Below are 22,659 nucleotides of genomic sequence, written 5' to 3'. Positions count from 1 at the left end.
CCATAAATACCAATGAACATCGAAGAAATGACATCCTTAGAATTAGCGGAAGTGACCAGGCTGAAGGATCTTTTTTTTAAGAAAAACAATCTTTCTGATAACAATGATGCACTTTCCTGCATTAAGGATAAGGTAGATGTACTAAAGAATTCTTCGTTATCAGATGATGCAGTTATTGATAACTGTTTTCAAATAGGCTCTGCTTACGGCATTTTAATTCAAGATTATTTTGGATGGAACTGGTCCAAAATAAAAACAGCCAATCAATTCGCTTATGCTATATGCTCTCCGGACCTCAGTTACGGTATTCAGGTGTATTACTACTTTAATTTGCTGTTAACAACCGATAAGGTAAACAATGTGGTGTTGCTTTTTAATATGATTTCGGAGCTTCAAAAAACGGGTGATAAGTCCATTACTTTCCTTGTGTAATAAATTATGGGTATTAAAGTTTTATGGAGTAGCGGATGCTGCCTCTTTTTATTTATCTCTTGTAGGTGTTTTGACACATTTGCTCCAAAACTAAAAGAGCACACCATTAAGCTATTAATTAGGAAAAGTACAGATAGTTCGGGAAATATTTTCAGGAAGTACTAAAATCAAATGAAGAAGAAATAGTCGATTATGATTACTGTATGTATTAGCGTCATACTTTTACCGGTTTCCATTCCGGAAGGCGTTACGACATTTATTAAAAGTGATAAATAATTATTTAAAATTATTAACGCGTACTCGGATTTGGGCTTTCAGCCCGAATTAGCGCACCCGGTCGCCGTATCACTGCACATTGACAACTACTTAGTTCTAAAAAGTATGATGAATATTTGATTAGAGTATCACTTTGGCTATGAATTTGCTGTGAGCTATGTAATTCAATATTGCGCTCCATGATCACAATACAGGTAGTTGCGTTGCTTCTGGTGTTGATGTATATCTTATATATCTACCAAAAGAATAAAAATGAAAAAAAAGCTTACCGATCGGCTCAGGAAGAACTGTTGCACGCCAGGCAGCGGCTATCTGAAGCAAGTGAGGATTTTAACTATATTGAAAAGGAAATTTTTCAGCTGATTAACGAACAATTTGAAGAGCCTTATGCTGAGTACATCAGCAACGGCATTGTGGATATCGGGATGCCCACTACTTTTCTTACAATGGCTTGGGGGCATCCGCAACGTATAGAAAAGATTGATGCGCCAACAGGCGACGAAAACTGGTATTATAAAGAGCATAAGCTGTCTGGAGCGTCAACGCAGGTAGTGGTGGAGAATCAGCGGGTAATAAAATTGAAAGATTGCTGATATGCCCGGAACATTAAAAAATTATTATGAAATCCTGGGCGTGCCCAGGTCTGCTACAGCCGACCAGATACGTATTGCCTATAGGAAACTGCTATTAAAATTCCATCCGGATAAAAATGTTGGCGATACCTATTTTGAGGAATGGTCTAAGAAAATTAATGAGGCATTCGAAGTGTTAATGAATCCTGAGGTACGGTCAGAATATGACCTGGTATACGATGAAGCCAGGGCGGCTTCGCGGCCAACTGCTGCGGTGAATAAAGATGCGGCTGAGAAGACGACACCGGGAGAAGGGCGTCCGGCTATCACTGTTGATGCATCCATACAAAAGCTGGCTCCTGTTTACGTATCAGCCCGGCAGGCTTATATAAAGGCAGCACGTAATGTAGCAGCCATAGAAGCCAGGTTAAAGGTAAAGAGAACGAATACCGTTCCGCATTTTATTTCAGGCGGTATACTGATCCTGGTTATCCTGGTCTGGGTGGGAGTTTCCAATAAGCATCTGCTGGAAAAATTGTTAGCAGCCCCTTCTTCTGTTGTGGATCAGGCATCTGTACTACCCCTGCGGCCGAAGCTCCAACAGGCTCAAACACCTGTAACAGCAGAAAGAGATACAGAGCAAGTACCAATAAATCTCCGGCTGAGAGTAGTTGCCGCTAAAGCTTATTTTTTTGAGGAGCCGGGGGGCGCCGTGCTGGATGATAAATTCTTATCAAAAGGAAATAAAATTCATGCCCTAAAAAGGGCCGGAAACTTTTATTATGGCGTGTTCCAAAGTGCGGTAAACAGCTCTTATAAAATAGAAGGGTGGTTAAAAACGGAAGATGTTGAAATTTTAGCACAATAATTGTTGTATGCCTGTAGTGAGTTGATTATTAACGTTTGGTAAAAATTAACTAAAAGCGCTTGGAAAAACTTAAAAAATAACCATATTTGTTATACGAGATTTTACTGTTTTCGCGTTTACCTATCAAGAAAATATCTTTTGAACCTGGCTAATCGCATCTTACCATTTACTGAAAATGCCGGGATATGAATTTTCAAAACTATTACAGGCTACCGCTTGATCTTGGGAGCATTACGGCGAAGAAAATATTGCCAAAATGTAATCAAAAAGAATCTATTGCGCACCATTTGCACCTGATATTAACTACTTCTTTCGGGGAGTTGCTTAGCGATGTCCGGTATGGCAGTAGTTTATGGGATGAGGATTTCGACAACGTGTCTTACCGAAATAAGCAAAAAGAAAACATACTGAAGTCTATAACCTCAACCATTGCTAAATACGAGAGCCGTATCGAAAAAGTAAAAGTTGAAATGAATGTGATGCAGGAAGAAGTACCGGATAGAACTACGGACCCCCGTATGAAACGAAAACTTGATTTTGTAATAACAGCTGTGATGGTTGCTACCAATGAAAACATTGTATACAGGGATAGCTTTTTTGTAAGTCCCCTGGCCTATAACTAATATAACATGAGCGAAAGCAGGGAGCATATAAGAAACAGGATGTTGCATCATGCGGCCAGGATATGGGGGTATCCGGAAACAGAAGATACTTCCAGCTTCGATCCATTGGTGAATTTATTAATGTCGGTAAATGCCGCGGAATTAGAACGTTTGTCTAACGAGATCCATCATTCGCGAACCCGGGTAATGGAGCGTATTATGCAAATACTGGCCCCCGATGTACTTACAGGGCCACAGCAGGCTTCGGCTATATTAAATGCCAATAGCTTGGATGATACAGCGGTGCTTTCGCCGCGTGAGCAATTTTTTGTAACGCAGCCTCTTACAATCGGCCAGGAAGGGAATGCTAATGTTGATATCTATTTTACACCTGCCGATGCCTTCTTTGTCAATGCCTGTTCGGTAAAATACCTGGCAGCAGGCAATAAATTTTTCCGGTACACGTCAGATAGTATCACTAAAGAACTGTTAGCCATGGGTAGTGAGCAGCAGTTTTTATCGAATGCCACACTTTGGATCGCTTTGGACCATCCGCACGTAAATCTGAATAATACCCAGTTTTATTTCCAGTACCGCAGCGAGATCCACAAAGATATTTTTTACAATCAACTGAAAAATACAAAGTGGATAATAGATGGCAACACTGCAGTAACGCGCCAGGGGTATAATCGTTTGCCGCATACGAATTCAGATTGGTATGCACAGCAAATGATCCACCAACAAGCCAGTATCTCCGATAAGTTTATGAAGCTGGTAAAGCAGCAACATGAAAATTATTTTATCTCTATAGCGGAGGCTCCGGGAAGGATGATCAACCAGGATACAAAAATTCCGGATCCATTGAAAGAAATATTTGGCGCTGCTATCAATAGCCTGGATAACGAAAAATTAAGGTGGATCAAAATTGTTTTCCCGGAAAATATCACCGGCGCTATGCTGGAGGAAGTAAGTGTTTTTGCCAACGCCTTTCCTGTTGTGAACAGGCGCTTGCATGAAGTATCTTATCGCTTGCAGGAAATGATGAATGTGATCCCGCTTCTTTCAGAGGAAAATCAGTTTTTTGATATAGATGCTATTACGGATGAGAATGGGAGAAAGCTACATATACGTGAGCAGGAAGAAGTGGAAAAGACGGGCTTAAGCATAGTGATGCGAAACGGGGGCGCGGGCCGGTTTGATGAACGCGATGCACAGATGGTGATAGAAAATCTGGTACAGTTATTAAGAGATGAAAGCGCGGCGTTTTCAAATATAGGGAAAGACCTGATAGCACAGGAAGTGAAAAACCTGCAGCAATCCATTACTAAAATTGAGCAATTGGTAGGCGCCGGAACAAAAGGGAATCCTACTTCTTTTACACCCTACCTGATGGTTAGGAATAATAAGAAGGCAGACTCCCGGTTCCTGTACATATCTTATTGGACCACCAATGGTGCTGCCGCAAATGGCGTTAGGGCCGGAACCAGGCTACAGTCTTACCGCACCAGTTCGGTAAAAGCCTCTTCAGCATTTTTGTTAACGCCGACTCAGGGGGGTAAAAACAGGTTGAGTCAAACAGATAGTGTAGTGGCCTATAAGTATGCGCTGCTTACCAAAGACCGGGTAATGAGTAAGGAAGATATTAAACTGTATTGTCAGCTAACATTAGGTAATATAGTGCGTGAGGTATCGATCGCAAAGGGATTTATGATATCGGCGGAAAATACCAGCGGGTTTAAAAAAACAATAGATGTAACCATCTTTATAGACCGTAAAAGCTATGAGGATGCTAAGGACAGTGGGGAATTGGCTAATTGGGAAAAAGACATTGCCTTGCAGTTAGACGAAAGGTCGATGGCATTTATACCTTTTAGAGTATTTGTAAAATCAATAGTAAATAATACTGTTGCTGTATGATAAGAGAAGCGCAGCTATATGAATTACTGGGTGTATTGGAGAAACGCGGCACTGACGTCAGGGCTGAAGTTTTATTAAACCATCTTCGTGAAAATGGTTTAATAGACGAAGGATTTGTTGTCAGTCACAATGGTTTTTTTTATCGCGAATTTACCAAGGACATCTATGGAGCTTCTGTAACCGAGGATAAATGGTTCCGGCAGTACCTCGAAATTAAACTATCCCGGTCTGGTTTTTATGACATGCTGCCCGAAGCTTTATTTCATCAACCAGAAACCAGTGAGTTCCGGCAACGCTCAGGTGTTTCAGAGATGATCACCCGGTATAAAAAGAATACTACGAAGGAAAAAGAAGCACGCAAATTCTTTCAGCCGTTTGAAAATGAATTTTTTCATCAGCAGATGGAATTAGAGCGGGAAGAGCTAAACCTGCTGGATACCCTGAGAAATAAAGCCCTTAGTTTATATTTTTCGAAGTTCTGGGGATTGCCAACAAGTTTTAGCGTGCATGAAGTGGCTTCTTTTTTATTGCTGTTTCCATACGCCAATATGATCAATGGAAATATCCCGCTGATGGAATCCTGCTTGCGAGTGCTGTTGAAAGAAGAAGTTGTAATAACACAAAAGCAGCCGGCGCCCACATTGGCTGAAGGCAACTGGGATATGGGCTTAGGCAGCCAGCCACTGGGTGATTACATGATCTGTGGTAATGAATTTATGGAAGAGTATCCAAACCTTGTTTATAAGATAGGCCCGCTAAAAAACAGCCGTGTCATTGAATATATTGAAGAAGGACGCAGGGAGGTCTTGATCAGGACTTTTAATAATTTTTTTGCACCTGTAGAGGCTGATATAGAAATTGATATAGCAATCGACAGCAAAGTATCGGGAATGAGTTTTGCTGAAGAAGACGAAATAATATTGGGTTATTCATCTGTTATGTAATATGATAGAAATTTTATTGATCAATAATAGTGCTTTACAAATGGATAGTTGGTTTTCTCAATCAATGCGGGGCATACTTTCGGTGTTGGGTATTGGGTTGGTCAGTCTTTCAGTGGTAACGGGTATTATTATTTCCCGTATCAGGGGGAGTGTAAAACCTTTTGTTAAACCCTGTTTATTGTACCTGCTTCTATATGCATTGGCTTTTGCGGTTACAGGGCTCTTTATTGCGCTGCGCATGTTTGAAAGCTATACGCAGTACTTTGTTTTTTTTCAGTTGCTTTTTATTGGTTTGGGAATATTGCATGTATTTACACTTTATAAGTATCAGAAATGGGTAAATGAAAAAACCTTTTGGGCTGAAGTTATTTTTACATTAGTCATAGCAGCTGCAGGCGGTTTGTGTTTTATGATGGTGTATCGTTATTTTAGCCGCGATGAAATGGATTGGGCCATGTTGGGCGCCGCATTGAGTTTTATTATTCCCTTATTTGTTTACTATACCTATAAAGCAGCTATTGCTATTCCCTTTAAAATATTGAAGCAATGGCATTACCCGCTGCAGGCGGCCAGTTCAGAGCCCGACGAGAAAAAGCTAAAGAACCTGTTGGTGATCAGCTTTGAATTTTTGAAAAAGGAGAATGATAAACACTATACCAATTTCAGGGCAAAAGCACCATCAGATATGGACTTTGGGGAATTGTTCTATTACTTCATTAATGATTACAATGAACGTCACCCGCATGCTACCATCTCTTATTCCAATGAAACCGGTATGCCCTCGGGGTGGATATTCTTTAAAAAGCCTAAATGGTATACCTTGTTTACGAAATACATCGATTCGGAACGAACCATATTTACTAATCATATAAGAGAGAACGATATCATTATGTGCATCCGTGTATCCTGATAAGCAGTATAATGACGAAAAGGCAACATCGTTCAATATATAAAAACATAAAAGAATGAAAAGACCGGGGGAATATCAACCAGTGAATTGGATCAATGGAATGAAGATCAATAAAACCCATTTTATTGCTGAGCGAAATGCCGGCACCTATCAGCAGGCAATGGGCAATAACTCTTTTTTAAACGACCATAACTATGGTATCCTGCCGTTTAAAGGCAATACCCCATCGTCAAGGATCTGGTTGAGTGTAGATAACGCCAATCATGTTAATATCCGTATTATGTCATGTCTGGCTATAACAAGGGGCGGCTATATTATCGACTTTAATTCAGATGAAGTAGACCTTGCTAACCCGCTCTCCGCAAAGATCCCGGGACTGAGTATCCCCTTTAGTTTATTGAAAGACAAAAGCAAATCCTTCTACATAGTACTGTCTGTAGACCCATATAATCCTGAACCTACAGGAGCCGCTAATCCTGAGGAGCAGCCCGTTCGTTTACCCTTTCTGCGGCCTGCTTATTCTGTTCTGTTACTCGAAGAAGAGGAGACCAGTGTCAATACCCTGGGAGATTTTCAGTTACCGGTAGGAAAACTGGAGGTGAGAGATCAAACCGTATTACTGATAGAAAATTATATACCTGCATGTACCAACGTAAATAGCCACGAATTCTTGTTACAGCATCATGCACAAACCGAACAGTTCCTGGGTAAGCTCGAACTGAACGCTTTACAGATCATCCAAAAGATCATCCAAAAAAATCAGTCTAATGATATTATTGAACCTGTCAGGAAATTATCCGAACAGGTATTGTCTTATATCTCTAATGTGTACGGTGTCTACCGGCAAACGGTTCGGTATGCACCACCCATTCAGCTGATTGCCATGGTGTCGGGGCTTGCAAGGAATATTAAGAACGCAATTGATATCTACGCGGGTACTTCCAAAGAAGAAATGATTAATTATTTTACCGAGTGGTGCAATGTAAAACAAGGTGAGCTGGAAGATGAGATTGCTGAAGTATGCAATTATCGCTATGATCATTTGAATATACATACGGGAATTGTAAAATGCTCTAATTTCTGCGGACTGATATTGGGCTTATTCGATGCCCTGGCTGCATTGGATTATATAGGAAAGAAGAAAGAGACCGGCATATTTGTAAAAGAGCAGCTGATTGTACCCGAAGAAGATATACAATCGAGAAGAAGAGGTTTCTTTCTGGCTGATTAAAATTGATAAATACTAAACCTTATAAAAAGTAAGCAACAATGGCGCAGATCGTTATTAATGCAAAAGAGAGAAGACAGGCTTTCTGGAAGTTTTTATTTTTCTTTATTATCTCTGTCGGTATCATATTGCTGGCCGTGTACTTTGACACTCTGGTGCCTACTAAAGAGAACCGGATGATGCGCGAGCAACTGGCAAAGTTTAAAGTAAGGGAGGCTGCGCAGGAACGTTTTACCAATAGTATGATTGAAGCCCGCACGCTGATTGATTCACTAAGAAAGCCCGGGGTAAATGAAGCATATATTAATTCACAGGCACTTGAAAAAATAAGGGAACTTACAGCCTTGCAGTACAAAGATAGCAGTATGTACAGCCGCTTAAATGCGAGTGTTATTGACGTATTTCAGCGCTACCAGGAGGCGATGAGCCAGGTTGCCAAACTGGGAACCATGCCTGAAGATTTTCAGAAAGTAAAAATGGAATATGAAAATGCGCAGAAGGAATTGATCACCTGCAGGCAGAACCTGAATAACCTGCTGAATCCTGCAGGTACTTATTAACCTGTTTTTAGTTCTTTGATTACTCTACGCGAACCGATTTGTTAACAATCAACCTGCCGGCTCCAACATATTTGGATGACCAGTAAGGATCATTAAGGCTGGCAATACTTACGCCTTTTGAAGAAGAGGAGTTGACAAACATATTATTGTCCAGGTACATACCTACGTGCGATACATAAGTGCCGGGCAATGTTCGGAAGAAGACAAGGTCGCCTTTGGCAAGTTCAGGCCTTACTGTAAAGCGTTCCACGTTCTGTGTAAAGAACTGTTGAACGGATGTACGCGGAATTCGGATCTTGTACACATCGGAGAATAACCGTTGTATAAAAGCCGAACAGTCAATGCCGTTTTTGGTAGTACCTGCCCATAAGTAAGGTGTATGCAGCCAGTCATCAATAAATGCATAGAGCTTTACGTCGGTTATTTTTTCGGGCTTGGTTTTCAGGTAACCCGAGTATTTGTTTTTTAAACGTGTTTCTTCCTGGCTGCTCACTGCTTTGTCAGGTGCGCTACCGGTTACTTTAACAACCATTTGATCGGGCGTTTTGGTGCTGTCATTAATAACAGCCACATCGGGACCATTTTCGAAAATGAATTGGCTATAGTCTGGTTGGGGGCTTTTTTTCAACGCGGTACAGCCTGCTAGTAATAAAATAATCAACGCAAAGGATATCGGTTTTGTCAGCATATTTAAAAGTACAAACTAAGATCAAAACGGAATGATAATTTTTTATAAACAAACCTGGAAAATCTGCCGGTAGCTTTATTGTTTCTCAGGTAAGTTAAACTTAGAAAATATATACGAATGAAAAAAAAGCAGTATATGGCTTTTCGCCTCGACGATAATGTCACCATAACCTTCCTGGTTATTAGTGTGATTGCCTCGATGGCTTTCGTGGTGCGCTATAAAAATCATACGCCCTGTAAGGAGTTTGAGATAAAAACATTAACCAACAAAATTTACACAGGCACTTTAATTCGTTTTGATGCAGATGTAAAAGGCTATAAAGACTTTGAATGGGATTTCGGTGACAATGAAGCCAGTCATAGTGAAGTGAATTCCGCCGTTCATTCTTACGACCGGCCAGGAGAGTACGTGGTTACTTTAAAAGTTGATGACCGTTGTATGGAAACCACTACCATTTTTGTACAGCAGGCAGCTGAAGTGACAGACCAGTCGCGCATGCCGCATGCGATCATTCCTGAACTAACCGAAGTGGGGAAGCCAACTAATTTTACTGATACCACCGCTGGTGCCAATGCCTGGGAATGGCGTTTTGGCGAAAACGAAAAAGTAGACGCTTATATAAAAAACCCGGTTTATTCTTTCAGGCAGCCGGGATGGAAGACCATCACACTGACAGTTAATGGCAACAATAATGCGGTTTTGGTAAAAAAGATTTTTGTAAACCCTCCCAGGCAGGGACCTGCTCCAACGGTTACTCCAAGACCCGGAGGTGGGCGCAAGCCAATCAACACAAAGCCGGAGACGGATCCTTTGGAAGAACAGCTGAATCCGGAACCGGAGCAGCCTGTTGCTCCGCCACCTGTAGTGAAAGCTCCGGAAATTTCTATTACCGATTTTAAATACATGTTGTATGGGGTAGCAGATAAAAGAGTCACTGCCGGAAGTTTTGCCAGGTATTTCTGCGACGGTAATTTAAACACTTACACGAATATAAACGGTAAGCCTTCTACTTTCAACGAGCTTTGCGCCAAGCTGGCAAAATTGAAAAAATCAGGCGATATTAAAAGCATGACGGTGACTCCTAAAAAGAACCAGGAAACCAATTGTATTTCTTCTGTAAGCATTGTAATAAGGGTAAAAACAGGTATATTTGGTTTATCTAAAACCCCTGATTTTTAAACCATGCAACTATCAAAAACGCTTGAGAAAGCAATCGCTATATCCAAAGCCATCGCCAAAGAAAATATACATGCTCAATATGCTGCACCTCACTTGTTAAAGGCACTTCTGCATGATGATGTTGAACTCGATCCCCTGTTAATGAAGGCCGATATAGACATGTATTACCTGGCCGATTGGGCTGATGTACGCATAGAATCATTACCCAAAAGTCCGGGACCTAAAGACGAGATCCCTCCGGCAGATGATATCGCCACAATACTGGATGATGCTGACAATATCAGGCTGAAGTTGAAGGCTGAGGAAATTACCCCTTTGCATGTACTGGCTTCTATCAGCACGCCGGGTGTTGTGTTCTCTTTTGATCAGCTTAAAACATTCCCGGTAAAAAGAGAGGAATTGATAGGATTGGCCGAAGTGGGCGGGGATATAGAACAAATATTGGGAAGCAGTAACAATAGCGTTGGCGGGGGCGTAAAGAATAATGATGTTGCTTCAAAAAAGGCACTGCAGAAATATTGTATAGATAAAACCCGGCTGGCCGCAGAAGGCAAGCTGGACCCCATTATCGGGCGTGAACAGGAAGTAAGGATGATGGCAGAGATCTTATGCAGGCGCAGCAAACCTAATGTGATTCTGACCGGCGAGCCCGGTGTAGGTAAAACCGCCCTTGTTGATGGCTTTGCATTGGCTATAGCTGCAGGCAAAGTGCCGGCCTTCCTGAAGAATGCTAAGTTGTTTGAATTGAACAATGGAGCAATGGCAGCAGGAGCTTCCTATAAAGGAGAAACCGAAGAGCGATTGAAGTCGGTAATTACCGAGATAAAGGAGTTTGATAAGGCTGTTTTGTTTATTGATGAAATACATGTTTTATTAGATAAGAATGGTCCTTTTGCCGGGGCAGCCAATCTGCTGAAACCCGAACTGGCCAGAGGTACGATCACTATTATCGGAGCGACTACGGTAGATGAGTATCGTAAAAATATTGAGCGGGATGAGGCTTTTGCCAGGCGTTTTGAAATACTGGATGTGGAAGAGCCTTCTCCAACCGTAGCATTCAGAATGATGAAAGTGGTAATGCCATTGTATGAACAACACCATAAGATCAATGTGGACGACGAAACTTTACATGAATCTATCAGGTTGGCGAAAAGATATATAAAAGACCGTCGATTACCGGATGCTGCCATTGACCTGGCAGACCGCTCCATGGCGGCGTTGAGGCTGGCTACCGATACGGGCGCTATTACATTAGCAGCCCGCAAAGAAGAGTTTCAGAAGCTCAGGGAAGTAGCTGACATGGATGTGGCGGAGTACCAATGGCATTATCATCAATTGAAAAGTGGCATGAGCCCGATTGTGTGGAGTGCTGTGCCCTCATCCGATGATCCCTTGCAAATGAAGGAAACCGAAAAAGTAACCGGCTTTTTAGATCAGGTGTATGAAATATTAGAGCCTTTGGTGCAGGAACAGCGGACAGAACTACAAAAGCATGACGTGATCTCTATAGTGGCAGATAAAACGGGCATACCTCTTGGTAAAATTCAGGCGCAGGAGAAAGAGCGCCTGTTGAATATCAGGGATATTTTATCACAGCGGGTAGTAGGACAGGATCATGCAGTGAAAGTGATCAGTGAATCTATTCTGGAATCACGTTCGGGCCTCGGGAAAGCAGGTCAGCCGATCGGATCCTTTTTCTTTTTAGGACCAACCGGCACCGGTAAAACGGAGTTAGCTAAATCCCTGGCAGATTTCCTTTTCCAGGATGCGAGTAATATCATTCGCTTCGATATGAGCGAGTTTAAAGAAGAACATTCTGCAGCTTTATTATATGGAGCACCTCCCGGGTATGTAGGGTATGAAGAAGGCGGGCTGCTCGTAAATAAAATAAGGCAACAACCTTATGCGGTGGTATTGTTTGATGAAATTGAAAAAGCACATCCTTCCGTTTTTGATCTGTTCTTACAAATACTGGATGAAGGTAAGCTGCATGATAAGCTGGGGAAGGAAGGAGATTTCTCCAATTCATTGATCATATTTACTTCCAACATAGGTAGTAAGTTTGTTGTGGATTCTTTCAACAAAGGCGAAATACCCGACCACTCTCAATTGCTGACGACTATGGGTAATCATTTTCGTCCTGAGTTTTTAGGCCGTTTAACGGAGATTGTTCCTTTTGCACCCATGACACAGCAGATGGTAGAGCGGATCCTGGAGATCAATCTAAAAGATTTGTATGCTGCGCTTGAAAAGCAACAGATATCATTAACCATAACACCGGCAGCTAAAAGCAAAATTGCAGTGCTTGGTTTTACACCCGAGTATGGAGCGCGTCCTTTGCACGGCGCTATACGGTCGCAGGTAAGAAGACCCTTGTCGAAAAAGATTATTGCAGGTGAGTTAACGCCAGGCACCACTATTACCCTGGATGCAGTCAACGATGAATTTGTCTGGACGGTTTAAGTGTGTTGGTAGTATAAATATTAAGGAGGTAAGGTTGAATGCTATAGCTGGCATGACTTCTTAATGTTTCCCTTATGTTTTAAATAAAAAACTTCAGGCGTAAAATTAGCTGAGGTTGTGATTCCTGCTAAACGCTCTCTTAATGTGCCTCAATACCTTAATGGATAAAATAGAACCGTTGAGGAGTTAGATTAGTTAAGGTGAAAGGTATAACACAGTAAGCTTTCTTAATTACTTAATTTTTTGAACAAAAAGTTATTCCTCCTTAATTCTAATCTCAAAAGGGAACACAAAAGATCCATTCAGCTCCAGCTGGTAAGAAAGCTGTTTAACCAGGTATACTTTTTCTTCTTCTGAATAGTTATCATTTGCAAACCAAAGGGCGATCTCAATAAACCGGCTAATACCCGAATGCGTACCTGCAAGCACTTTCATTGTTTTTTGAACCCGGACATCCCTGAGCTTTTGACCGAAAATTTCAAAGCACAATAATTTGATATCTTCAACAGACACGATTTTACCTTTGGAAGAAAGCTGCCTTACCAGCATTTGTTTTTGTGCATAGTCATTTAATATCTCCATGCCTCCTACAGCAGGCGTAACAGAAAAGCAACTTCCTGCCTCAACCAGGCTGTGTTGTACAGGCTTGAAACCTGCATTGGCTTTCACAAAGCCAGCTTCTGCTGGTGCAGTTGTCCAGTAAGATACTTGTACCTGCTCGCCGGGACTTTTAGATTTCAATAATACATAGCGAAAGGTTGGCTTCTCGTCCTTTGATAGTTGTACCTGATCTTCCAGCCGGGTTAAAGTTTTGGAGATATCCGTAAGCCGGGAGCTGATAAAATCATTACTGGTTCTGCTAAAATAAGCGCTCTCATCACGGATCGCTTCCAGCAGGCTCTTCAATGCATTACGTATATCATTGCTGCTGTTTTTACTTACCCTGGCAGCTCGTATAATGGCCTGCCCCTCCTCAACCTTACTATCGTAGTTGGCATGCTGCAGCCGGTACTTCATTCCGTTCACGTTTTCGATGGTATGAATATCCAGGTAAGTGCCATGAAGTTGTAATGGAATAATATTTATCCATTTTTCTGTTTTATGAAAAATGTGTTCCATTCGCCTGTTAATGACAGGAAATGCATTGATTGCAATCTGTAATCTTTCAATGAGCTCTATGCTGAATGGACGCCGCAACGAAAGCGTACAGAAAACGGTATTAGGGCCATTGATTTCCTGCGTCAATTTCTCCGGAAGGTCCTGTAGTATAGCAGGTGCATTGGGTGGGCTGGCTATCGCTTCAGACCGTTCATCTATCGTAAAAAACTGGTTGGAATAGACACCTGCAATCTCTCTTTGTAGTTTGCGTGAATAATCCGTATCATTATTAAAAGCATCCCTTATCGAGGTTTCAAACTGCTCATTTCTGAAAAAGCCTTTTTGTAATAATACACCGGTATTATTGATAGAGAGGCTTGCGTCCTTTAAGGCAAAATAAAAGCTGTTAGCTTCTGAATGCCCTTTCAGATCGAAGAAAAGTTGCAATCCGGCCAAAGTCCGGATAGGTGCTTTACCCGTAATAGTAAAATGTATCTGCTGTATCATGCTATCGGTAGCAGCATCGGGGTGTTGGACGGTTTTTTTCCCGTCATCCTGATATTTGTAAACTCTGTTGCCTGCACGTAAATGGCCCAGGCTGGCTTTTACTAATTTCACCTCTCCAATAGGTGTAAAGTTTAACTCTGCTTCTTTAATAGCTTCATCTGCTCTCGATGTTTTGGCGATCGTACTGAAATTGGTTTCACTTTTTAATAAACAGGTGTCTTCTGCCGGCCGTGCGGATAGTATGCAGGCCGCTGGTTTGGCTCTTAACAGGGAATGTGGCAGCATCAAAGCTGCCAGTTCATTCAACAGGTTGCTTTGAATGTCTTTGATACGATATCCCAATGATTCTATTTCACCGGCAACCGCATCAAAAAGTAACACAACCAATGGGTCAAAATTGGCTTCAATTTCATTCTCTTCCAGGTTCCAATGCTCCGCGGCCAGACGGATCATCTTGTCCTTTATCTGTTCTCTGCTTTGTACATCCATTGCCAGTATTTAATGTTTTTTGATTGCCGGATTGAAAAGCTTCAGGTTTTTAATCGAGCGTATACGGGCTGATAAAGAAACCTGTCTGAAAAGTAAAAGCCTCCATATTGCGCTTGGTCTTCCCCTTTATAATAATTTCTATTTTCTTTTTTTGAACCTCCATGTTATTGACCATCGCTGTCGATAATCGCACGCTTACATCCAGCACCACATCGGTGATTCTTTTTTCATACCGGCTGATCTGGTTTTTAAGACTACTGATGATCAGTTCTTTTCTTACATCATTATTCAGGTGAATATCATAATCACTATCCCAGAAAGAAGCGCCATAATGTTCATCGGTTTTGTGTTCACCGGGAACCGTAGTAATGATCAGGTGCAGGTTTCTGTAAACTGAGTCCAGCAAACTACAAACCGGTAACTTTTTACTGTCAAAAAAGTGATGAAAACGTATGGGGAGTTTGATATTGTCGGGCATTGGCTTATTTGTATTGGATATAAATAATTTTTACACAATTGCCGTTCGTCTCGTCCCTTACTACTTTAAACGATTCTATTTTCCTTTTCTTTTTAAGTATCAGAACGCCTTTCTTTTCTTTCAATTCATTACAAAGAGCGGCAAACGTAGTAGATTCGTTATTAGCCATTACCTTCGTACCTGCTCCATTACAAAGTATATTATTAAAGTCTTCTACATTTTTTTTGCCGTCAATCACACCCTGCACCATAGATCTGATAGCTGGCTCGGGAAGCTGATCGTATGATTTAGCAGGTGGGGCAGCAGGTTCGGGGGTAGGAGTTTCATTGACGGGTTTGGTTTCATCCAATGGCTTTTTATCCTCCAGTGGCAAAGGTTCCTGGGGTATAGGGGGCACATCCATGGGGGAAACTGGTGGAAGCGCGCCTGCCTGATCTAATGTGGCGCCGGCATCGGTAACCTGCACTATTTTTTTATAAATCTTTGTATTGTCTACTTTTAATACTACGGTAAAAGTTCCGGGTTTAGTGAAAATGAATTTAGCCGGATTCGCATTTTGGGGAGGCATAGCTGGTAGCTCTTCCACGCTCCATTCATAATTGGCTCCAATAGCACTGGTATTAAAGAGCGCTTCATCCCCGGTGGATATTATGTCCGCAGAAATAATGGGACTTACTGCTGGTGCGCTGATATTAAGTATGGTGCTGCTTTGTGTAACCCGAACATTAAAGGATTGCAGGCATTTGCCATTTAGTATCGCTTTAACCAGGTAATAACCCTCCGCAGCATATACATGCGAAGTTGCAGTACCTGCTTTTTTCTCTGTTCCATCGTCAAAGTCCCATACAATATTGCTGGTTTTATTGGTGCCGGATGTAAAGAAGATCACCTGTTCATTAACATAAAACGTTTGGGTGCCTCCGGTCTCAGGATGACTCAATTTACCTTTCGCTTTAATGGTGAAATCGGGACAGGGAGTATGGGTTGCTACTTTATAGGCGAGCAGCATTACTGATAATGCAACTAATACCAGTAGCGATATCCATACTTTGAAGTCAATGCCGGCCCATCTTTTTGAAAGCGAAGAATGCATGTCTGTGATTTTCGGTTACATGATTATTTTTGCCTTAATATCAGGTTTTGTGTTTGTAGTTGATTATACGACTCCTGCCATTTGGCGAGTGAATTTTTCAGTTCTAGTATCTGCATATTGTACATGGCCACTACCGAATCCTTATTACTGGCAGCTCTCAGGCCTCTTTTGTCGGACTGCATGCTGTTGAGCGATTTGATGACCTGGCTGTACAGGCCTTTGGATGTAATATCGTTTTTCGCCAGCATGGCATCCATTTCCTGTATCTTTTGGGTAATCCTTCCGTCGAGTAAGCCTGACTTCTGGGGATCCATATTAACGGTATCCAGGAGTGATTGTGCTTCAGTCATGGCCAGGCTGAAGTCGTTTCTGAAATGATTTTCCTTGTCAACCACCGCCAGTTGTTCCTGTAGCTTTTCGTTTTCAGCATAGGGGATCTTTATGCCGAAGAATACTGCGGTGATGATCACCGCTATAGTAAGAATAAAGAATAGTAAAAACCTCTGAAAGGCTCTTTGTCTGTCCTGAACATTTAATGGTTTCATCTTGATCTCTTTAATAGGGTGGATAGCTATTTTGTCTTTTAGTGGCGATAGCTTCGTTTGTTAATACAGTTATCCAAAAAATCTTCTCTTCGGTTTCGGGGCATTGCTGTTCTCTCCCGAGTCGTTGATATAACCCTCTTTAACGAAAATGCCTGATTCTTTTTTCTTACCGATAAATTCAAGGTTGCTCAATGTGTTGAAAAGCTTGCCGATTACCTTGGCAAATTGAATGATGCTATTCACATTTTCGTTGATGTCATTATGATTATATCGTAGTACAGCCATGTTATTCAATAAGGTTTCCAGTTCTCCCTGGTTGAGCTCGCTCCACTCACTTAAATAATTCATCAGCTCTTCTTTACCCGAACCGGTACGGAGATCAATGGTGTTTTTTAGTGCCCTGGCCAACCCTACGATCTCGCTGATCATTTTAGCCGGGGAATCATATATATATAACCACCTGAAATCAGTAAGGGCTTTGCTTAAATAAAGCATTAACCGGTCGCAAACAAACTGGGCCAGTTCCGCCAGTTCATTTTGCTGACTTTTCTTATAGATTTTCTGCACGATTTGCGCACAAGCCTGTTCGAGATTCGCCAGGAAGCTGTCTAATTCAGAATGGAGCCCTAGCAGGTCCTGTGATGCATTAATCGAAAGGCAAGGGGGCATATATTCTGCGTCTACCTGTAGGTAACCTCCGGCAGGAACCAGTTTGCCGATAAATAAGGAGTAAGCGTTTTGAGAAAACTGGTTGAGCTGGTGATTGGCTACTAATTGTACACTATAGCCCGGCTTTACATAAGGAAAACGGGGTGGGTTTTCCTGCGGGTTAATAAGGCCAAAAGGTATACGTTCAAAAGCATGTAATGTAAGTACTACCCAGTATACTTCGCTAACCGAAGAGGGTAGGGGTAACGATATTGATGGGTTGGCATCTGTGTTGCTATTGGGCTCCGTAGCATTGATATGAATATAGGCGCCACCAATGGTTATGGCCTTGCAGGATAGTACACTTACGCGTAGTGTGTTTTGATTATCCGTACTTATCTGGACATTAAAGCTGCCTTCAGCCGGTAATATGCCGTATCGTATCGGTGAAAGCGTTGATGAGATGAGGCTGTAGAGGTCAAAAGTATGCGCATGGTCCTGGGCAATAAAAGCGTCTTTATTTAACTTCATTCCATCGGTCCAGTTAACATGCGGATATGTATTATTTTGTTCCATAATTTAATTGTTGTTTTTGAACCTTAAACAACCCTTTCACAGATGACTACCGAATTTTCTTTGAGTTTATTGTATTTGATTGTTAAAGCCGAATCTAATACCCTGGAGGTGCTGTACCATTTGGGTTTGGTACGAAAGGTCCAGTCGTGAACCGTTGCTCCCTCTATATACTGTATGGGCGTTTCACTTTGTACCTCATTATAATCGTTGATAAAATGGTAGAACAGGTCGCCCAGTTTCATATGCTCCGGCGCTTTAACAGTAAAATAAGTTCGTTCCCTGTCAGTGGTCTTTTTAGGAATTTCCAGGCCGATTACATAAAGCCGCTCCCTTTCATCTTCATCGGGTAACTCAATGGGGTTGTTGACAGGATATTGCCAGTAGTGATAAACAGGTTCAGGAATGGCCAGCGCGGCATCAAAACTGTGTAGTAGTAAAAAAGGTATTAAAAGAAAGAGCATGCATAACAGGGTGGGGAAATGCATGAAGTCTTTATCTTTTATAAAGTATTGTAAAGAAGAGAAGATTGCAACGCAAAGCAGTATGATGGATAGGGCAAACAGGAGTTCAGCAAAAAACTGTTTTCCCCAGTTATCATGTCTTACCCTGAAATATTTTTTGTGTACCATTAACACAATTATGATGCCGAATAGCAGGAACACAGCCGAAAGGATCCAGAATGTGAAAAAAAGATTTTTAGTAATATAAGTGGTAGCGAAAGCTATGCCCGAAACTAATGCAGACGAAATAAAATTAAATATCCAGGGCTTTTTACCAAAATTACCAAAGCTGCTGCTTAACGGCTTTATAAAAGCCATTATGATCATAGACGAAGCAAAGAAAGCCCCCGCAAAAATTAAAAAATACTTTAAGGCCATTTTGTTGAGTTTTGAATGCGATGCTTATAAATAAGCACCAACTCCTAATATATTTTCATATGTCTCTGTCTCCGGATCAAGTGCCTGTCTGAAGTCAAATAATACATCAATTTCTACAGGTACAAATATCTCTATGAACCGGTCTGTTACTTTTTTGTGCGCGCCTCCATCTACATATAAGACCAGGTCCTTTCCCGGTATATCCCATATGGTAAAGGTCCATTGGGTTATCCATTCGCCTATGGTATTACCCATGGTGGCATCCACTCCTAAATATTGCTCATTTAGGTTCTGTTGTTTCAGTAAGTACTTATCGGGGAGTGAAGAAGCCTTTAAGGTCGCCTGGCTTTGCAACACGTAAGAGAGTGCCGCTGCGGTGGCATCCCTGTCAGATTTAATTGTATCTGCGTAAGGCATCAGGCGTAGCAGCCTGCTGGCTGGCCCTCCCGGCAGGTTAATATCGATATTCCAGAAACGATAGAAAGAGTCGTTTAACTGTCCGTTTTGAATATCGTATAAGGCTTCGCGTTCTGCTGTTTCAGCCCCCGCTCTGTATAAAAAAAGCAATTGCTCCAGAGGAGTAAAAAATCTTCTTGCCAGTTTTTCTTCTTCCTTAAATTGTTTATGCTCTTCAACGGCATCCTGAACGGAGTTGACCCGCGTATTGCCCTTCGATTGATGAAACAATCCCTCCGGTAGCAGGTCGTAAATGCCATCGCGGTTAAGGATCATTTCAAAAAAGACCTGGTTGTCCGATTCCTCTAGGAAAACCTGTTCTACATCATTGCTGAATCCCTTTTTGAATCCACCTTTGTTCAGCACTTTGATGTTGTTAGTCACATGCCCCGCTTCCGTAAGCGAAGCGAAAATCACTTCAGCCAGAAAAGCTGATTTAAATTCGGAGTTATTGCTGGGGCTATTCATAATGATACCTGGTATGCTGATCTTTTAGTTCAACGAGCGCTCCATGATTTAGTTTCATTCAAAATTATGTCAAACCTTTAAAAGGGCGCATCACTAAAAATAGTGATAGAGCAACGCATTTTAATATTCTAAATTTACAATGCGAAGCAGTTAACCCGTTTCAACTTTTCATTCAAAACTTACATTGGTTTCCCCTCTGTACTAGTTTAAAGAAGCTTAAAAAGATGCCAGATGCCTGAAAACTCAATACTCGCAAAAACAGAGATCATCATACAGGATTATAACAGTAACAACCCCGTTGTTTTCTCCAACTTAATGTTAAGCGAGTCGCTGATCAATGTGAACAGCTTTTCATTTTCCATCAGGCCTGCTAATGATGAGGGAACGCTTAATTCCATCATTAATTTTAAGAAAGAAGTCCTGGGTAAGGAGGTGCAGTTGAGCTTTAAGGATGGAGATACGGTTAATTATCAATTTAAAGGTATTATTCTTGAAGTGCATTCTTCCCTCGCAGATGAGCATTTTTATGAATTCAGGATTGATGGTTGCGGATTATTTTGTAAGGTAAATGAATTGACACAGTATCACTCTTTTTATAAAAAAAAGCTGGATGCTATTATTGATGCAGTATTTCAAAACTCATCTCTTAAAAAGAGTATTAACAAAAATCCCCAAAATGGAAAAGAGCTGCATTATACGGTACAGTATGATCAAACAGCTTTTGGTTTCCTGTCTTCCTTAGCCACCCGTTTTGGCGAATGGATGTTTTATGATGGCGAAAAACTCCAGTTTGGGAAAAAGCCGGAAGGGAATGCCATACAATTAAATGTTCCTGCCGACGTCAATAACCTGAATATAAGAGCCCAGGTTGTTAAAAGCCCGAAAGGTATAGCGAGCACCGATATTTTTAAGAGCTCGGTTATTGAAGCTACTACCAAAGAGCAGGCGCCGGATAACCCTGCCATAAAAGCAGCAGAGGAGTCGGGTGGCAAGGCCATTGAAGATGCTCCCCGGAATATGTTCATTCCCTCGGGTTTTTCGCAGGAGGCGGTAAATGATAAATTTAAACTGGAGCAACAGGCGATCCTGGCCTCCTCGGTATATATTACAGGTAATACCCGCGATACGAAATTAGGTATTGGTAAGATTATCAAAATCAAAGATGCGCAGGATACGGCCGGTAAAAGTTACCTGCTTACCCAGGTGCAACATACAGCCACCAATGCCAGCAATTATGTAAATCGTTTTACCGCGGTGCCCCTGGAAGTACCGGTGCCCCCTTATACCAATCCGTTGCTCGTGCCTAAAGCTACTGCCCAGGCCGCCATTGTTACGGATAACGAAGACGATGCCGGCCTGGCCCGGGTAAAAGTGAAATTTCCCTGGATGGCAGACGACGAAAAATCGCCCTGGATCAGCGTTTTAGCGCCTCATGCAGGCAATGGTAAAGGTTTCCGTTTTATACCCGAAAAAGATGATGAGGTGATGGTAGATTTTTGGGACGGTAATGTGGAGACGCCTTTTGTGAATGGTTCGGTTTATACGGATAAAAACCAGTCAGGTATTGCTGAGGGAGGCAATCATATCAAAATGATCGGCTCCAGAACAGGCAGAAGCCTTTTAATAGATGATGAAGAAGGAACGCTTTCCATAAGCGATGGCGGTAATTCGAAAAGCAGGGGTAAAAATCTCATACGATTGACCGAGAGTAAAGAAGGAAGATCAATTAAGATCGTATCTGGGGAGGATGGGGAAAATCACTATGCCATGATCCTGGATTATAAAGAAAAGAATGCCAGCTTCTATTGTCAGGAAGGAGGAAAGGCGATATTAAATATTACGTTCGATGCAGCAAAAAAGCAAATGTATATCTATTCGGAAGACGACATGACGATCAAGTCCTCCGGCTCTATCAGCATAGAAGCCAAAAAGGATATTAACCTGAAGGCCGATGGAAATATCAATTGCAAGGCAGATGGGAATGTTAAGATAGATGCCGTGGGAGATGCTGAAACTGCCGGTGTAAACATTAAGATGAAAGCATCGGCAAAGATGGCTGCCGAAGGTTCTATGACAGAAATCAAGGGCGCCAAGCTAGATTTGAACGGAAGTGGCATTGCCAGTTTGCAGGGAGGATTGGTAAAAATTAATTAATGGTATACCTATGCTACGATACGGCCCTGAACGAAGAGTATACGCTCGTTAAACTGATACAAAAGTATCCTGGTTATATTTCTTTATTTACAGGAACCGATGACCAGGATATCTGGGATGCGGCGCCCTATCTTTTTGAGGTCAGCGATAATTTCTATCAATTGAGGAAAGATCCGTTTATCCAATTAGATCATTGCATTCTTTTTGAAACCCATGAAACCAAAGAAGAGGTTTGCCGGTTCCTGCACTATTATATGTATAAGAAAACGGGGAATAAAACGGTTTATGTAAGGATATGGGATGCGCGTGTTTTAATAAAGCATTTGCCGGTATGGGACGAGAAAGAACGGGTCAGCTTTTTTGAATTTTTCAAAGCTGTTTATACTGAACAGGAGAACGGGGAATGGCTGGATAGATGGCAACTGGCCAGGTTTAATAAACCGGCAGCTGTACCTGTTTTGAAAACAGAGGTTTTAACCACGGCATCTTTAACAGATCCGGATAGAAAACCCGCTACAGTTGCTGGTGAGAATCCGGAGCTGATGCCCGGGCCGGAGGCAGAAGCACCGTCAGCCGATTCAATCAGTCAACCACCAAAAAGGAGAAGATTCTTTATAGATTAAAAAAAGT

Annotated in this window: 21 protein-coding genes; 13 read left to right on the top strand and 8 right to left on the bottom strand. The window is 41.7% G+C overall.

Features of this window, described 5'->3' with window-relative positions:
• Nucleotides 1–12: 12 nt before the first annotated feature.
• From U0035_RS07830 to tssO (U0035_RS07790), 9 genes are all read left to right on the top strand, one after another.
• Entirely contained in the window at nt 13–432 is a 420-nt protein-coding gene (locus U0035_RS07830) for a hypothetical protein (protein WP_114789442.1), read from the top strand.
• Nucleotides 433–887: 455 nt separating this feature from the next.
• Nucleotides 888–1,301 (top strand): hypothetical protein, encoded by a 414-nt coding sequence (locus U0035_RS07825; RefSeq protein ID WP_114789441.1) that lies wholly within the window; start codon nt 888–890, stop codon nt 1,299–1,301.
• A gap of 1 nt (nt 1,302) precedes the next feature.
• A complete protein-coding gene (locus U0035_RS07820; RefSeq protein WP_114789440.1) occupies nt 1,303–2,148 on the top strand; it encodes a J domain-containing protein in 846 nt (281 codons plus the stop codon).
• A gap of 185 nt (nt 2,149–2,333) precedes the next feature.
• Entirely contained in the window at nt 2,334–2,771 is a 438-nt protein-coding gene (locus U0035_RS07815; protein ID WP_114789439.1) for a GPW/gp25 family protein, read from the top strand.
• A 6-nt stretch (nt 2,772–2,777) separates the two neighbouring features.
• Nucleotides 2,778–4,667: a type VI secretion system baseplate subunit TssF gene (locus U0035_RS07810; protein WP_114789438.1), complete on the top strand. Its 1,890-nt coding sequence runs from the start codon at nt 2,778–2,780 to the stop codon at nt 4,665–4,667.
• Nucleotides 4,664–5,611 (top strand): hypothetical protein, encoded by a 948-nt coding sequence (locus U0035_RS07805; protein ID WP_114789437.1) that lies wholly within the window; start codon nt 4,664–4,666, stop codon nt 5,609–5,611. Before U0035_RS07810 ends, U0035_RS07805 begins: the two co-directional genes overlap by 4 nt.
• Nucleotide 5,612: 1 nt before the next feature.
• Nucleotides 5,613–6,521 (top strand): TssN family type VI secretion system protein, encoded by a 909-nt coding sequence (locus U0035_RS07800; protein WP_245957606.1) that lies wholly within the window; start codon nt 5,613–5,615, stop codon nt 6,519–6,521.
• A gap of 55 nt (nt 6,522–6,576) precedes the next feature.
• Complete coding sequence (locus tag U0035_RS07795) at nt 6,577–7,752, top strand: hypothetical protein (RefSeq protein ID WP_114789436.1); 1,176 nt, start codon at nt 6,577–6,579, stop codon at nt 7,750–7,752.
• 38 nt (nt 7,753–7,790) lie between these two features.
• Nucleotides 7,791–8,309, top strand: coding sequence for a type VI secretion system TssO (gene tssO / locus U0035_RS07790; RefSeq protein WP_114789435.1), 519 nt, complete (start codon nt 7,791–7,793; stop codon nt 8,307–8,309).
• A gap of 19 nt (nt 8,310–8,328) precedes the next feature.
• Here the strand turns inward: tssO (U0035_RS07790) and U0035_RS07785 are convergent, their stop codons facing one another.
• Nucleotides 8,329–8,997, bottom strand: coding sequence for a C40 family peptidase (locus tag U0035_RS07785; RefSeq protein WP_114789434.1), 669 nt, complete (start codon nt 8,995–8,997; stop codon nt 8,329–8,331).
• A gap of 117 nt (nt 8,998–9,114) precedes the next feature.
• Between U0035_RS07785 and U0035_RS07780 the strand changes: the two genes are divergently transcribed.
• On the top strand, nt 9,115–10,176 hold the full coding sequence (locus tag U0035_RS07780) for a PKD domain-containing protein (RefSeq protein WP_114789433.1): 1,062 nt from the start codon (nt 9,115–9,117) through the stop codon (nt 10,174–10,176).
• Between the two features lie 3 nt (nt 10,177–10,179).
• On the top strand, nt 10,180–12,639 hold the full coding sequence (locus U0035_RS07775; protein ID WP_114789432.1) for an ATP-dependent Clp protease ATP-binding subunit: 2,460 nt from the start codon (nt 10,180–10,182) through the stop codon (nt 12,637–12,639).
• 255 nt (nt 12,640–12,894) lie between these two features.
• On the opposite strand, the gene U0035_RS07770 is transcribed toward U0035_RS07775, so the two are convergent.
• From U0035_RS07770 to U0035_RS07740, 7 genes are all read right to left on the bottom strand, one after another.
• The gene (locus tag U0035_RS07770; RefSeq protein ID WP_114789431.1) at nt 12,895–14,733 is read right to left on the bottom strand and encodes a type VI secretion system baseplate subunit TssF; all 1,839 of its coding nucleotides are present in this window, start codon (nt 14,731–14,733) and stop codon (nt 12,895–12,897) included.
• Between the two features lie 49 nt (nt 14,734–14,782).
• Nucleotides 14,783–15,211: a GPW/gp25 family protein gene (locus U0035_RS07765; RefSeq protein WP_114789430.1), complete on the bottom strand. Its 429-nt coding sequence runs from the start codon at nt 15,209–15,211 to the stop codon at nt 14,783–14,785.
• Nucleotides 15,212–15,215: 4 nt separating this feature from the next.
• Nucleotides 15,216–16,304: a PKD domain-containing protein gene (locus U0035_RS07760; protein ID WP_114789429.1), complete on the bottom strand. Its 1,089-nt coding sequence runs from the start codon at nt 16,302–16,304 to the stop codon at nt 15,216–15,218.
• Between the two features lie 23 nt (nt 16,305–16,327).
• On the bottom strand, nt 16,328–16,849 hold the full coding sequence (gene tssO, locus U0035_RS07755) for a type VI secretion system TssO (protein ID WP_114789428.1): 522 nt from the start codon (nt 16,847–16,849) through the stop codon (nt 16,328–16,330).
• A gap of 69 nt (nt 16,850–16,918) precedes the next feature.
• Nucleotides 16,919–18,073, bottom strand: coding sequence for a type VI secretion system baseplate subunit TssK (gene tssK / locus U0035_RS07750; protein WP_114789427.1), 1,155 nt, complete (start codon nt 18,071–18,073; stop codon nt 16,919–16,921).
• A gap of 23 nt (nt 18,074–18,096) precedes the next feature.
• The gene (locus tag U0035_RS07745; protein WP_114789426.1) at nt 18,097–18,951 is read right to left on the bottom strand and encodes a TssN family type VI secretion system protein; all 855 of its coding nucleotides are present in this window, start codon (nt 18,949–18,951) and stop codon (nt 18,097–18,099) included.
• 24 nt (nt 18,952–18,975) lie between these two features.
• On the bottom strand, nt 18,976–19,875 hold the full coding sequence (locus U0035_RS07740) for a hypothetical protein (RefSeq protein ID WP_114789425.1): 900 nt from the start codon (nt 19,873–19,875) through the stop codon (nt 18,976–18,978).
• A 231-nt stretch (nt 19,876–20,106) separates the two neighbouring features.
• Between U0035_RS07740 and U0035_RS07735 the strand changes: the two genes are divergently transcribed.
• Together U0035_RS07735 and U0035_RS07730 are read left to right on the top strand one after the other, a co-directional pair.
• Nucleotides 20,107–22,029, top strand: coding sequence for a phage baseplate assembly protein V (locus U0035_RS07735; protein WP_114789424.1), 1,923 nt, complete (start codon nt 20,107–20,109; stop codon nt 22,027–22,029).
• Complete coding sequence (locus U0035_RS07730) at nt 22,029–22,652, top strand: DUF4123 domain-containing protein (protein ID WP_114789423.1); 624 nt, start codon at nt 22,029–22,031, stop codon at nt 22,650–22,652. The genes U0035_RS07735 and U0035_RS07730 overlap by 1 nt, the downstream gene beginning before the upstream one ends.
• Nucleotides 22,653–22,659 lie beyond the last annotated feature (7 nt).

This window comes from Niabella yanshanensis (assembly GCF_034424215.1).
GTDB lineage: Bacteria > Bacteroidota > Bacteroidia > Chitinophagales > Chitinophagaceae > Niabella > Niabella yanshanensis.
Note: the sequence above shows the minus strand (reverse complement) of the source record. Positions and strands in the feature narration are given on the sequence as shown.